Origin of the sequence: Maricaulis sp. (assembly GCF_048269565.1) — a bacterium.
GTDB lineage: Bacteria > Pseudomonadota > Alphaproteobacteria > Caulobacterales > Maricaulaceae > Maricaulis.
This window is the reverse complement of the sequence record NZ_JBLXIK010000012.1, coordinates 1-12295: the sequence shown is the minus strand read 5'-3', so window position 1 is coordinate 12295 and position 12295 is coordinate 1. Positions and strand designations below refer to the sequence as shown.

The window sequence follows — 12295 nt, the reverse complement described above, 5'->3', positions numbered from 1 at the left end:
GGGATCGCGGGCAGCCCGGCCGGGCGTTTGCGTCCCTGTCCGCGCCCTTGAAGGATTGCCGAACTGTCATGCGTCTGGGCGAGGACTTCATCGACGAAATCAAGGCGCGTGTGCGCCCGTCGGACCTCATCGGCCGCACGGTGAGCCTGAAGCGCCAGGGACGCGAATTCGTCGGCCTGTCGCCGTTCAAGAAAGAGCGGTCCCCCTCCTTCTTCGTCAATGACGAAAAACGCTTTTACCACTGCTTTGCCTCGGGCAAGCATGGCGACGTCTTCACCTGGCTGGAGGAGATGGAAGGCCTTTCCTTCATGGAGGCGGCCGAACGGCTTGCTGGCGAGGCGGGGCTCTCCCTGCCGGCCCCCGATCCCCAGGCGCAACAGAACACCCAGCATCGCAAATCCCTGGTCGAATGGATGGAGGCCGCCCAGGCCTTCTATCTGCGCGCCCTGCGCACGCCAGCGGCCGAGGATGCGCGCCGCTACCTCAAATCGCGCGGGCTTTCCGGCGAGGATTGCGTCCGTTTCGGCATTGGCTACGCCCCGGAAAGCCGCACGGCGCTCAAGGACGAGCTGGTCACGGCCGGGGCACCGGTCGGTGATCTGGTCGAGTGCGGCCTGCTGATCGAGCCCGACAATGGCTCGCCCTATGACCGCTTCCGCCACCGCATCATGTTTCCGATCCGGGATCCGCGCGGCCGGCTGGTCGCCTTTGGCGGCCGGGCGCTGTCGAGCGAGGCGAAGGCGAAATATCTCAACTCGCCGGAGACGCCGATCTTTCACAAGGGCTCGATGCTCTATCGCTTCCCCGAGGCGCGCAAGGCGGCCGCGGATCCGAAAGCCGATATTCGCGGTCTGATCGTGGCAGAGGGCTATCTTGATGTCATCGCCTTGGCGCGGGCCGGGCTCGAGCATGGCGTCGCCCCGCTGGGCACGGCGATCACGGAAGAACAATTGCAATTGCTCTGGCGCGCCGGTGGCGAGCCGGTGATGTGTCTCGACGGCGACAGCGCCGGGCGTGCGGCCGCACTCAAGGCCGCCGATCGCGCCCTGCCGCTGCTGCAGGCCGGCCACACGCTGCGCTTTGCCTTCATGCCCGATGGCAAGGACCCGGATGATATCCTGCGCGAGCAAGGTGCCGGCGCCCTGCGCGAGGTATTGACGAAGACCCGCTCGCTGGCCGATCTGCTGTGGGAGCGCGAGATCGGTGTCGAACCGCTCGATGACCCCGATCGCCGCGCCAGTTTCCGCCGCCGGATCCGCGCCCTGCTGGCCCAGATCGCCGAGCCGGATATCCGTGCCGAATACAAGCGTGAATTCGACAACCGCATCGAGGCCGCATTCGGCAGCGCCCCGAAGCGCACGCCCTGGGTTCCGCGCGGTGCAAAGGGCCTGCCGCGGCTCGGGCCGAGTGCCGAACTGCGTCGCGCAGCCAGGGGCAATCCAGGCGCCGCCGATGCCCGAATACTGTTGCTGGCCGTGATCGAATGGCCCGAACTGGCGATGGAACAGGTCGAAACCCTGGCGCATCTGAACGTCGGTTCGCTTGACTCTCTACGCGACACCGTTCTAGACGCCTGCTCTTCTGGGCAGTCTGTGCAATCGGATTGGCTACGCGCGAAGCTTGTCGAAGCGGGCTTTGCGGCGGAGCTCAGGCGGTTGGACGGTGAACGGGGACCGATGCGGGCGGCAATTGGCGGGGCGCAAGCTTCCAGCGAACAGCGCAGTGAAGCTTGGATTAAGCTCGCGGCTGCCTATATGGAAAGAAATGAAGCGACTGATCGTCGTGAAGAAATTCGCGCGCGGCTGGTCGAGGAAATTGGCAGGGATGATTCAGAAGGGGTGCGTCGGCTGGTGGAAGCCTATCGACGCGAAACCAGCCGTTCTGAGCCTTCCTGATACGGATATTGTCGATTGGCGCCTGTCAGCGGCGCGACCAGGGACGAATACATGACCAAACCCGCCGAAGCCGGTGACGCATCAGAAAACCATGACGGCCCTCTCCTGGACCTGACGGATCAGTCCGTCAAGAACATGATCAAGGTCGCCAAAAAGCGCGGCTATGTCACTCATGACGAGTTGAATGCGGTGCTGCCGAGCGAGGAATTCTCGTCCGAGCAGATCGAGGACGTGCTGGGTCAGCTGTCCGAAATGGGCATCAATGTCGTGGACAATGACAGCGAGGCCGACGACGACAAGGAAACCGCCGGCGCTGCCAAGGGCAGCGACGCGGAGTCCGATGATGACGATGATGGCGAAGAGGAAGAAGGCGAGACCCGTGCGGTCGCCGGTGCCTCCAAGAGCGCCATCACTGGCCTCAACACACCGACCTCTGCCGACCGTACCGATGATCCGGTGCGGATGTATCTGCGTGAAATGGGTTCGGTCGAACTCCTGTCCCGCGAAGGCGAAATCGCCATCGCCAAGCGTATCGAGGCCGGCCGCAATGCGATGATCCGCGGCCTGTGCGAAAGCCCGCTGACCTTTGAGGCCATCATGGTCTGGCGCGAGGAATTGCACGAAGGTGAAGTCCTCCTGCGCGACATTATCGATCTCGACGCCACCTATGGCAGCCAGCAGGCCGAGGCCAACCAGGACGAGGACGACGAGAACGACTCGGCCGAGGAGGGCGAGACGCCAACCCCGCATGCGCCGGGCGCGGCCAAGCCGGCTGAAGGCGATGCCAAGTCCGCCGATGCCGACGAGGATGATGAGTCCGAAGACGCTGCCAAGGGCAAGGATGACGATGAAGACGATGAGGACGGCGAAGGCACGTCCAAGTCTGATGACGATGATGACGACGATGATGACGAAGGCGTTTCGCTCTCGCTCTCGGCGATGGAAGCGGAATTGCGCGAAGGCGTCATGGAGACGCTGGACCTGATCTCGACCGACTTTATCGCCTTCCGCAAACTGCAGGACAAGCTCGTTGCCGCGCGTATCGAAGGCAAGGACCTGACCAAGCAGAGCCGCGAGAAATACGAGGCACTGCAGAATTCGATCGTCACCAATCTCAACACGATGCACCTGAACAATGCCCGCATCGAGGCTCTGGTCGAACAGCTCTACGCCATCAACAAGGAGCGCATGTCGCTCGAAGGCAAGCTGCTGCGCATGGCCGACGCCCATGGCGTGCCGCGGGCCCAGTTCATGGACAGCTATTTCGGCAATGAACTGAATCCGGACTGGCCGAACTCCATGGCCAAGACATCGAAGGCCTGGACGCGCTTTATCGAGCGTGAAGGCGTGGATGCCTCCAAGATCCGCGACGATCTGGCCGAGCTGACCCAGCGCGCCGGCGTGCCGATCGAAGACCTGCGCCGCATTGTCCGCACCGTCCAGAAGGGTGAGCGCGAAGCGCGCGTCGCCAAGAAGGAAATGGTCGAGGCCAATCTGCGCCTCGTTATTTCGATCGCCAAGAAATACACCAATCGTGGCCTGCAATTCCTCGATCTGATCCAGGAAGGCAATATCGGCCTGATGAAGGCGGTCGATAAATTCGAATATCGCCGCGGCTACAAGTTCTCGACCTATGCCACCTGGTGGATCCGTCAGGCGATCACGCGTTCGATCGCCGACCAGGCCCGCACCATCCGTATTCCGGTGCACATGATCGAGACCATCAACAAGATCGTCCGCACCTCGCGCCAGATGCTGCACGAGATCGGCCGCGAGCCGACCCCGGAAGAGCTGTCGGAAAAGCTCGCCATGCCGCTGGAAAAAGTGCGCAAGGTAATGAAGATCGCGAAAGAGCCGATCTCCCTGGAAACGCCAATCGGCGACGAGGAAGACAGCCATCTCGGCGATTTCATCGAAGACAAGAATGCCATCCTGCCGATCGACGCCGCCATCCAGGCCAATCTGCGAGAGACCACCACACGGGTGCTCGCCAGCCTGACCCCGCGTGAAGAACGCGTCCTGCGCATGCGCTTCGGCATCGGCATGAATACCGATCACACCCTGGAAGAAGTCGGCCAGCAATTCTCGGTCACCCGCGAACGGATCCGCCAGATCGAAGCGAAAGCGCTGCGCAAGCTGAAGCACCCGAGCCGCAGCCGCAAGCTGCGGAGCTTTTTGGATAACTGATGAAGGCTTGGCGATCTTTTGAGCAGGACATCTTTGGGGAACTAAAGGTCCGATACAAAGGCGCCAAAGTCCTTCATGACGTGAAGCTAGAGGGGCGTCTATCCGGCGTTAAGCGGCAAGCGGACATCGTTCTGCGCCGAAAAAAATTCGGACGCGAAATCGTGACCGTGTTTGAGGCCAAGTTCTATTCTAAGAAGGTCGACGTCAAAGACGTTGATAGTTTTGTGGGCTTCTTGGATGACGTAGGCGCAGATCAGGGCGTTCTCTACACAAATGTCGGCTTCAGCGATGCTGCCAAGCGTCGCGCGGAAGCGGCCTCCCCGCGAATAGAAGTGGATATATATCCGCTATTTGAATACGCACCGTTTCAGGCTGAGTGTGCCATTCCTTATCACGGTGACCGCGGTGTGGTGGTCTTGGCTCCGATCGGGTGGGTTGTCGATGGCCGCAATTATGGTCGGGGGCAACCGCCCTGCTATTTGTATCGCCGGGGCCAGACCTTGGAAGAAGCAAGTACGAGCGGCGTGGTTGCCTATTTGCAGTTCTGGAAGAAAGATGACACCGCAAAGTCGATCGAGGAACTTATCGATTTTCAAACAACACGTTTGACCCAGCACTACGGAGCGGATTGCGATGCGGAGATCGCTTACGATCTGGGGGCATGCGGGCAACGGATCTCAGTGAGGGACACAAAGTTGCCGAACGGAATGCGGGAAGTCGCAGGATATTCCGAGTTCGAAGATTTCATTTGCTTTTCGGTGTTGGTGGATTTGGGTGGATATTCATTTCGACCTGTCACGAAAATGCAGGAATTGATTGGAAGCATTTTTCCGGTGCATATGCGCCACAAGTGAGTCCGGCCCGAAAGGGAGGCCTAACAGTTCCATCGCGAGATCACTGCAACGCGACTATGATCGACAGTGATTGGGTTTCTGTAATTTCGAACTACGATTACAGGCTCCTGCTTAGAAACGGCTGCGCGGTCGACAGCCCTTGGTTCACGGCGTAAAATGCGGTTATGAACGCCAAATTCAGATCGATTGAAATTGACGTGGCCACAGCAGATTTGCTGGAGGCCCGGGCGACTGCTCGAGAGATGACGGTTGCGGAACTGCTTGCCGATCTCGCCGCCAACGAGGCCGGTCTGCCGGCCGAACTCGCTGCACAGCGGGCGCTCGGCACCGGGGCGTGGGCTCCCGAAGTGCTCGAGGAGGATCAGAGACGGCTTGCCGGGTTCCGTGAAAATCGCCTCGGCGTGCCGTGGGATGAAGCGCGGGCCTGGCTGGAAGGCTGGGGCAAGGTCGATGAGGGGCCGCCCCCAGTCAGGAAGCTTTGAAGCTTGTTCTTTCATCCGAGGCGCTTGGGGATTTTGAGCGCCTGCGGGTCTTTCTGGCCGTTCACAATCCTCATGCTTCGATCCGCGCCGCCCAAGCTATTATCCATGCTGTCGAGACGCTTCGGGATTTTCCTCGGCGCGGCGCGCCGTCCCAGGCGCATGGTGCCCGAGAGTTGCTGGTTCCATTCGGGTCCGGTGCGTATGTGATGCGCTATGCGATCGTCGACGAGAGCGACGAACTTCTCATCCTCCGCATCTGGCACAGTCGTGAGACCCGTATCTGAACATGCCCCTCACCACACTCACCCTCCCAACCACCGGCCCCGGCCTCTATGACTTCACCCGCGCGGCGCAAAGCTTCGTTGCCGAACATAATCCGGCGGAAGCCCTGCTCACCGTCTTTGTCCGCCATACCTCCTGCTCCCTCACCATCCAGGAAAACGCCGATCCGGACGTCCAGCGCGACCTCAATGCGTTTTTCCGTCGGCTGGTGCCCGATGGGGATGATCCGTCGATGGCGTGGCTGGCGCATACGGCGGAGGGGCCGGACGATATGCCGGCGCATATCAAGGCGGCGCTGACCCAGACCTCGATCGGGATTCCGGTGGCGCATGGCGAGCTCCTGCTCGGGACCTGGCAGGGGCTCTATCTGTTCGAGCACCGGGACCGGCCGCAACGGCGCGAAGTCGTGCTGCATCTGGGCGGGTGAGGCTGACCGGCACCGCAGTGCCGGCCAGGGCTCAACGCCTTCGGTCTTGCTATTCCGCCTTGGTCGCTTTCGCTTCGCGCCGTGCCTTCAACAGGCCGCGCAGCCAGCGGCTCAGGGCCCAGAACAGTGGCACGATGATCAGCAGCCAGGGTGCGAAGCCGGCGGCAAAAGTGATCACATTGGCCAGGCCGGTGGCGAGTTCGCGGAAGACATTGGTCAGGGCCGATATCAGCGGATCGAACGCGCCCGGACTGACGGCCTCGACGCGCGAGGCGTAGTTCAGGGCCAGGGTCGACATCGAGACGCGGCCGCGCATGACGCGGACCTGGGCTTCGGCGCCCTCGATCTCGCCCTGGACATTGGCCAGCTCGCGCTCGACCTGGACCAGCTCCTCGACACTGGCATTCTCGCGCTCCAGCAGCGCGATCAGACGCGTGCGAAGCACCCGTTTGGCTTCCAGGCGGGCCTCCATGTCATAGATGGCCGAGGTGAGGTCATCGGCCGATTGTGACTGGTTCTGGATACGGCCGCCGGCTGTTTCCAGTTCGGCTTCAAGGCCGCCCCGGAAACTTCCAACCCAGGCCGGGCTGGCGCGCAATTGCACATTGGCGGAAACGGCGCCGCGGCCGTCATCATAGATATTCGCGGAGACGATCTGGCACTGGTCGGCGCCGGCGTCGGTGCAGGCAGCCTGGTGGCTTGCGACCAGATCGGCAGTGGCGGCGGCGGGGGTCTCGAACCGGTAGTCATAACGATAGGCAATCAACCGCTCGATACTCTCGGGCGCCGCTGCATCGATGGAGGGTGGAGGCGGCGGGGCCGGCGACGGCGCCATGGCGCGGCCGATGGCCTGGTCCTCGTCCATGACAGCGAAGCCGCCGGTGCTTGCGCCATATTCACTTTCATTGCGCGGGCCATCCTCGCAGGCGCTCAACGCCAGGGCCGCCAGGCCGGTGGCCAGCCAGATCCGTATCGTCATTCCAGTCATCTCCTCAGGCAGCACACCGCCAGCCGGCGCGTTGTGAAAAACTGTTGCGGTTTAATGGCTTGCACGCAAGCGCAGAGAGCTAGCTGTCCTCGCCCTCGAGCAGGCGTTCATAGCTGTCGACCAGCGCCAGATAGGGCGGGACATTGGTGTTCTCGATACCGCTGCCGGTATCGACCGCCATGCGGATCTCGAAATGCAGGTGGATGGTGGTCGCGGTGTCGCCGAACTCGTTCGAGACCATGCCGATCACCTGGCCGCGCGTGACATGGTCGCCGGCTGCGACCAGCAGGCTCGGCTTGTCGAGATGCAGATAGGTGTAGCGTACACCGTCATCGCTCATCAGCCGCACGGAATAGCTGCCGATCGAGGTGATGGTGCCGTCAACGGCGGCGACGGCCTGGTGGACGCCGTCGGTGCATGTCGCCGGGCGGATATCCTGGCCCTGGTGACCGTGGCCGGTCGGGCACATGGGGGTGCCGTAGCCGCGCGTCTCGCAGAAATTGTCGCGCCAGGAATAGGCGTAATTGGCGGCATTGCACTGGCCGCCGGCGGGGCCGAGATAGCCGCCATAATTATAGACCTGGCTGTTGGCATAGGCCTGGCCGGCCTCGATCGGAAAGCGCATGTCCGGCGCGTAATTGATCTGCAGCGTCTGGCCGGTGCCGGACTCCTCGATCAGGTCGCCAGCCGGCATCCAGGTGAATTCGACACCGGCATCGTCCAGAACCGGCGGGGCTGGCTCCTCCTCGATGACCGGCTCGGGGTCCGGCTCGTCCTCGATAGCCGGCTCAGGGTCGGCAACTTCCTCGATCACGGCTTCTTCAACGTCCGGCTCCGGTTCAGCCGGGCTTTCGCTGTCGGCGGGCCACCAGATCATGGCGGCGATGCCCGCAGCAGCGACGGCGGCAGCCAGGGCGCGTTCTATCTCGCGGGTCGACATGGTCAGCCTCCCTCGCCGGGCGAGCCGGCGGCGATCACCAGCGAGCGGGTGATATGGCGGACCAGAACGTCATCGGCGCAGCGCGGATCGCCCTGCGGATTGTCACACTCAAGCGTCACGGTATAGGCGGCGCCATAGCGATTGAAGTCGGCCACCTGGCCGTATTCCGTCGCCGAGACCCGCAGGTCATCGGGATCGGTGGCGCGCAATTGCCGGGCGGTGATGGCGTCAGGAGCGACGGCGTGGGCCAGGCGTGTGCCGAAGACCTCGATCAACAGCCCGTCGCCCGTGATGGAAAGCGTGTAGAAATCCGGGCGCGGGAAGAGCAGGACGGTGGGCGGCTGTGTTGCGTTCAGGCTTGCCATATTGGGCACCAGCACCGGCAGGCGGGTATTGGCGACCTGGCCGGCATCGCGATTGCTCGGCCGCGGCAGTTCCGGTGCCAGACGGGCAGCCGCAACGATCTCGGCATTGATATTGGCCTGGCGCCGGGCATCGGCCCGGGCCTGGTCCCAGTCGATCGCCACCGTGCGCGGCGATTCCGGCGAGGCCGGCTCGGCGGCAGGCTGGCGCTGCAGGGCCGGCTGGCTGAGCTGGGCGACCGGCCTGAGTGTGGTGTCGCGCGGCGGCGCAGAGGTCTGTGCCTGCGTGCCGCTGCTGGCGAGCAGGGCCAGAGCCATGGGGGTCAAAAACTTGCGCATGCCGGACACTCCGCGTTTTCGATGACTTCAGGATACACTATTTTGCCGGCGCCTGCATGAACCTTGATTGAAACCGGGAGTTGGCCCGCATTCATCTTCCGGCCGCCCCGGCGTGAGAAATGCCGTGCACGGGCGTTGAAATCGGGCGCCGGGACACGTATGTGCAGTGCAGCAATATCTGGTACGGAGTTGAGCGCGATGCGCCTCACCATGATGAAATGCAAACTGCACCGGGCCACCGTGACCCAGGCGGACCTGCATTATGAAGGCTCGATCTCGATTGATCGCGACTATCTCGAGGCGGCGGGTATTTTGCCGTTCGAGCAGGTCGATGTGCTCAACATCAATAATGGCGAGCGTTTCACCACCTATGCCATCGAGGCCCCGCGCGGCAGCCGCATGTTCGGCATTAATGGCGCCGCAGCCCGTCTGGCCCAGGTCGGCGACCGCATCATCGTGGTCGCCTATGCCGGCATGGAAGCCGCCGAGGCGGAAGCCTATGACCCGGTCGTCATCCTGCTCGATGAGCAAAACCGGGTCATGGCCAAGCCGGACGCCGCCTGATCCTTTCAACAGACCAATCGGCCCCGTTGATCAGTCGGCGATGCAGAAGTCGGCATTGACGGTTGCCGTCACCGAGAGCTGACCGGCGGCCACCGGCGTCGAGCTCGATTCCATCCGTGCCATCATTATCGGTGCAGCCGGCCGCGCGAAATCCTCGCTCATGCGGGTGATGCCGCACAATTCAAACCCGGCCGCATCGGCGAACAGCTCGGCGCGCGCCAGCAGGCTGGCAATCGCCTCGCGGCGCGCCTCGTCCATGGCGGCGGATGTGTCCTCGGCGCCGAAACTGACACTCTGGATATTATTGGCTCCGGCCGAGACCATCGCGTCGATCACATTGCCGACACGGGTGGTGTCGCGCACCTTCGCCGAGACCGTATTGCGGGTCTCATAGGCGATGATCTCATACTGGTTCTGATTGGCCTGGGTGCGATCGGCATAGACCGGGGTGACGCTCAATTGCGAGGTCTGGACATCATTGCCGCCAACCCCGGCCCGGCGCAGCGCGTCGAACACGGCGGTCATGGCGCGGGCATTGTCCTGCACGGCCTGCTGCGCAGTGGCGGCCCGGGTGACGACGCCGGACTGGACGGTGGCATGGTCGGGGGCGATCTGGACATCGGCGGAGGCCGACAGCGTCAGGGTCGGATTGATATCCTCTGCCATGGCCGGTGCGGCGATGGCGAGCAACGCGGTTGAGGCGAGAAGGGCGCGGATCATGGGCAGGCTCCTGGTTGATGGGTGGGCATGCAGCATCAGCAGGTTACGCCGATATCGCACGGGCCGTAAGCATTTCGAGTCGAGTGGGGCATAGCCAAGCTGTCTGAAACCTGAACGAACCCGCCGCGGAATGACCGCTGCCTGCCGCATTCTCGGCGTAATTGGACCCAGCTTTCGACGCACCGGCCCGCGAGAAAGGGGGCTTCTGATGCTGGGGAGCACGCCCGAGAATGCTTATTCGCCTGACCATATTGCTGACCGCGCTCTGGGGCGCACTGGTTTACCCGCTGCACGGGGAGATCAATGCCGAATCAGAAACCCTTGCGGCGCCACAGCGCTCCAGCGTCCTGGTGCTCTATCCCGATGAGGGCGAGGATCGCGCGCTGGGCGAGTTGCATGCGGTCAATATTGCCAATCTCGCCGGGCGTCATGCCGAGGCGGCGCTGGCGGCGATCTCCGACTATCAACCCAATGACCGTGACGGCCATGATGCCCTGATCGTGGTCAATTCGACCTATGGCCAGAGCCTGCCCGCAGCCCTGATCGACGATGCCATCAATGGTGAAGGCACCACGATGTGGATCCAGCCGGATCCGGCGAGCCTGCAGGCGGCAGCGCCGGGCCTCGCCGCGCAGGTCGGCTGGCTCGCCGAGGCGGCGACCACCAAGGTCTTTGACGATGTCGTCTATCGCGGCGAACATTTCACGCGCAATCCGCTGAGTACCGACCGTGTTGCCGAAGTGCGCATTACCGATCCGGACCGCGTCGAGGTCCTGGCGCAGATGCAGGCCGCCGATGGCGAAACGGCGCCCTGGGCGCTGCGCTCCGGCGCCCTGACCTGGATCAGCGAAAGCCCGATGGCCTATGCCAGCGAGGATGACCGCTATCTGGTGTTTGCCGACATCCTGTCGCGCACCCTGGCGCCGGACGCACCGGAGGTCCACCAGGCCCTGATGCGGATCGAGGATATCGGCCCCAATGCCGACCCGGAACAGATCCGGACACTGCTGGCGGCCATCGAGGCGCTGGATGTGCCCTTTGCCGCAACCGTCTATGATACATTCGCCGATCCGGCCGGGCACTATTCCAATGGCCGCGAGCGCCGCTTCAGTCTCAATGAACGTCCCTATCTCGCCAGCGCCCTGCGCGACATGGCCCGCGCCGGCGGCACCCTGGTCATGCATGGTCAGACGCACCAGCATGGCGATATTCCCAATCCGAATTTCGGTGTCAGCGGCAGTGATTACGAATTCTTCCGCGTTGGCCTGGATGCCACCGGTGGCTTCGACCTGCTCGGCCCGCTGGCGGATGATGATGGCGCGATGTGGGATGAGCGTCTCGACCTCGCCTTTGCCAACTGGGACATGGCGGGCCTGCCCCGGCCCTGGCTCTTCACCTCACCGCATTATGCGGCATCGCCATCGGCCTATCGCTCGATGGGCGAGCGCTTCCCGGCGCGGCTGGAGCGGGTGCTGTATTTCGGTGGCGAAGCATCGGGTGACCGCGATGCCGATCCAACCCTGTTCAGCGAGCAATTCTTTCCCTATCCGGTGCGCGATATCCGCGGCGATATCATCCTGCCCGAAACGCTCGGCAACTGGGCGCCGGAGGGCAGTGTCCATGGCCGCTCGATGGAGGCCATGCTCGAGACGGCCCGGCGCAATCTGGTGCTGCGCGACAGCTATGCCAGCTTCTTCTTCCACTGGTATCTCGACCCGGCGCGGCTGACCGAACTGACGCGTTCGCTGCAGGCGATGGGCTATGAGTTTGTCTCGCCGCAGGTGGCCGCCGCGGTCATCCCGGCGCGATCGCCGCTGGGCGGGTCTTCCGAGACGACCCGCGCATCGCGGGCCTATTGGACCGAGGTCGGCAGCCCGGCTTTCTGGCTGCGCGACCAGATCGAACTCATCATCCTGGCGCTGGTCCTGCTGGCCCATTTGGTGGTGTTCAGTCTCGGCCCGAAACACCGCCGCGCCCGGGCGGGCTGATAAAGCCTGCCGCAATGCCTTGGCCTGCGCTTCAAGACGCAGTATCGATGGCGTCCTCGCTTGTCGAGCGGGCCTGTAGCTCAACTGGTTAGAGCCGGCGGCTCATAACCGCTTGGTTGGGGGTTCGAGTCCCTCCGGGCCTACCATTTCCCTGATCTCACGGCAGCTCGCTGCGCTCGCGCCTCCGATGGGGCGGCCTGACCGGCCGGCGCGCGGTCGCGCTTGCGAACCCTGCGGGTTCGATGGCGGGTCGTGCAGCTTGGCGAT

The 12295-nt window shown here is 63.3% G+C and carries 12 protein-coding genes and 1 tRNA gene; 9 read left to right on the top strand and 4 right to left on the bottom strand.

The genetic code is table 11. The features are described from left to right. Nucleotides 1–68: 68 nt before the first annotated feature. The 6 genes from dnaG to ACN0YL_RS14310 all read left to right on the top strand — a co-directional run bounded on the left by dnaG (nt 69) and on the right by ACN0YL_RS14310 (nt 6127). Nucleotides 69–1895, top strand: coding sequence for a DNA primase (dnaG, locus tag ACN0YL_RS14335; protein WP_417491168.1), 1827 nt, complete (start codon nt 69–71; stop codon nt 1893–1895). 51 nt (nt 1896–1946) lie between these two features. Beyond that, nucleotides 1947–4082, top strand: coding sequence for an RNA polymerase sigma factor RpoD (gene rpoD, locus ACN0YL_RS14330; RefSeq protein WP_417491169.1), 2136 nt, complete (start codon nt 1947–1949; stop codon nt 4080–4082). Further along, nucleotides 4082–4936 carry a restriction endonuclease gene (locus ACN0YL_RS14325; RefSeq protein WP_417498433.1) on the top strand — a complete coding sequence of 285 codons (855 nt, stop codon included), beginning with the start codon at nt 4082–4084 and terminating at the stop codon, nt 4934–4936. The genes rpoD and ACN0YL_RS14325 overlap by 1 nt, the downstream gene beginning before the upstream one ends. Before the next feature lie 164 nt (nt 4937–5100). Then, a complete protein-coding gene (locus tag ACN0YL_RS14320; protein ID WP_417491170.1) occupies nt 5101–5418 on the top strand; it encodes a hypothetical protein in 318 nt (105 codons plus the stop codon). Continuing rightward, entirely contained in the window at nt 5415–5702 is a 288-nt protein-coding gene (locus ACN0YL_RS14315) for a type II toxin-antitoxin system RelE/ParE family toxin (protein WP_417491171.1), read from the top strand. Before ACN0YL_RS14320 ends, ACN0YL_RS14315 begins: the two co-directional genes overlap by 4 nt. A 2-nt stretch (nt 5703–5704) precedes the next feature. Next, on the top strand, nt 5705–6127 hold the full coding sequence (locus ACN0YL_RS14310; RefSeq protein ID WP_417498432.1) for a secondary thiamine-phosphate synthase enzyme YjbQ: 423 nt from the start codon (nt 5705–5707) through the stop codon (nt 6125–6127). 49 nt (nt 6128–6176) lie between these two features. Here the strand turns inward: ACN0YL_RS14310 and ACN0YL_RS14305 are convergent, their stop codons facing one another. The 3 genes from ACN0YL_RS14305 to ACN0YL_RS14295 form a co-directional block, all read right to left on the bottom strand. Then, nucleotides 6177–7106, bottom strand: coding sequence for a DUF4349 domain-containing protein (locus ACN0YL_RS14305; RefSeq protein WP_417498431.1), 930 nt, complete (start codon nt 7104–7106; stop codon nt 6177–6179). An 88-nt stretch (nt 7107–7194) separates the two neighbouring features. Continuing rightward, complete coding sequence (locus ACN0YL_RS14300; RefSeq protein WP_417498430.1) at nt 7195–8055, bottom strand: peptidoglycan DD-metalloendopeptidase family protein; 861 nt, start codon at nt 8053–8055, stop codon at nt 7195–7197. Between the two features lie 2 nt (nt 8056–8057). Continuing rightward, on the bottom strand, nt 8058–8756 hold the full coding sequence (locus tag ACN0YL_RS14295) for a hypothetical protein (RefSeq protein ID WP_417498429.1): 699 nt from the start codon (nt 8754–8756) through the stop codon (nt 8058–8060). Nucleotides 8757–8954: 198 nt separating this feature from the next. Between ACN0YL_RS14295 and panD the strand changes: the two genes are divergently transcribed. After that, entirely contained in the window at nt 8955–9320 is a 366-nt protein-coding gene (gene panD, locus ACN0YL_RS14290; protein WP_417491176.1) for an aspartate 1-decarboxylase, read from the top strand. Between the two features lie 30 nt (nt 9321–9350). Here panD and ACN0YL_RS14285 read toward each other — a convergent pair whose 3' ends face one another. Then, entirely contained in the window at nt 9351–10040 is a 690-nt protein-coding gene (locus ACN0YL_RS14285) for an SIMPL domain-containing protein (RefSeq protein ID WP_417491177.1), read from the bottom strand. A gap of 230 nt (nt 10041–10270) precedes the next feature. Between ACN0YL_RS14285 and ACN0YL_RS14280 the strand changes: the two genes are divergently transcribed. Then, nucleotides 10271–12028 (top strand): DUF2334 domain-containing protein, encoded by a 1758-nt coding sequence (locus tag ACN0YL_RS14280; RefSeq protein WP_417498428.1) that lies wholly within the window; start codon nt 10271–10273, stop codon nt 12026–12028. A 69-nt stretch (nt 12029–12097) separates the two neighbouring features. Then, nucleotides 12098–12174, top strand: a tRNA-Ile gene (locus tag ACN0YL_RS14275). The last annotated feature ends 121 nt before the right edge of the window (nt 12175–12295 follow it).

Bases quoted from the DNA above. Each gene is read 5' to 3' on its own strand.
- dnaG (WP_417491168.1), top strand. From the start codon at position 69: ATGCGTCTGGGCGAGGACTTCATCGACGAAATCAAGGCGCGTGTGCGC.
- rpoD (WP_417491169.1), top strand. From the start codon at position 1,947: ATGACCAAACCCGCCGAAGCCGGTGACGCATCAGAAAACCATGACGGC.
- ACN0YL_RS14325 (WP_417498433.1), top strand. From the start codon at position 4,082: ATGAAGGCTTGGCGATCTTTTGAGCAGGACATCTTTGGGGAACTAAAG.
- ACN0YL_RS14320 (WP_417491170.1), top strand. From the start codon at position 5,101: ATGAACGCCAAATTCAGATCGATTGAAATTGACGTGGCCACAGCAGAT.
- ACN0YL_RS14310 (WP_417498432.1), top strand. From the start codon at position 5,705: ATGCCCCTCACCACACTCACCCTCCCAACCACCGGCCCCGGCCTCTAT.
- ACN0YL_RS14305 (WP_417498431.1), bottom strand. From the start codon at position 7,106: ATGACGATACGGATCTGGCTGGCCACCGGCCTGGCGGCCCTGGCGTTG.
- ACN0YL_RS14300 (WP_417498430.1), bottom strand. From the start codon at position 8,055: ATGTCGACCCGCGAGATAGAACGCGCCCTGGCTGCCGCCGTCGCTGCT.
- ACN0YL_RS14295 (WP_417498429.1), bottom strand. From the start codon at position 8,756: ATGCGCAAGTTTTTGACCCCCATGGCTCTGGCCCTGCTCGCCAGCAGC.
- panD (WP_417491176.1), top strand. From the start codon at position 8,955: ATGCGCCTCACCATGATGAAATGCAAACTGCACCGGGCCACCGTGACC.
- ACN0YL_RS14285 (WP_417491177.1), bottom strand. From the start codon at position 10,040: ATGATCCGCGCCCTTCTCGCCTCAACCGCGTTGCTCGCCATCGCCGCA.
- ACN0YL_RS14280 (WP_417498428.1), top strand. From the start codon at position 10,271: ATGCTTATTCGCCTGACCATATTGCTGACCGCGCTCTGGGGCGCACTG.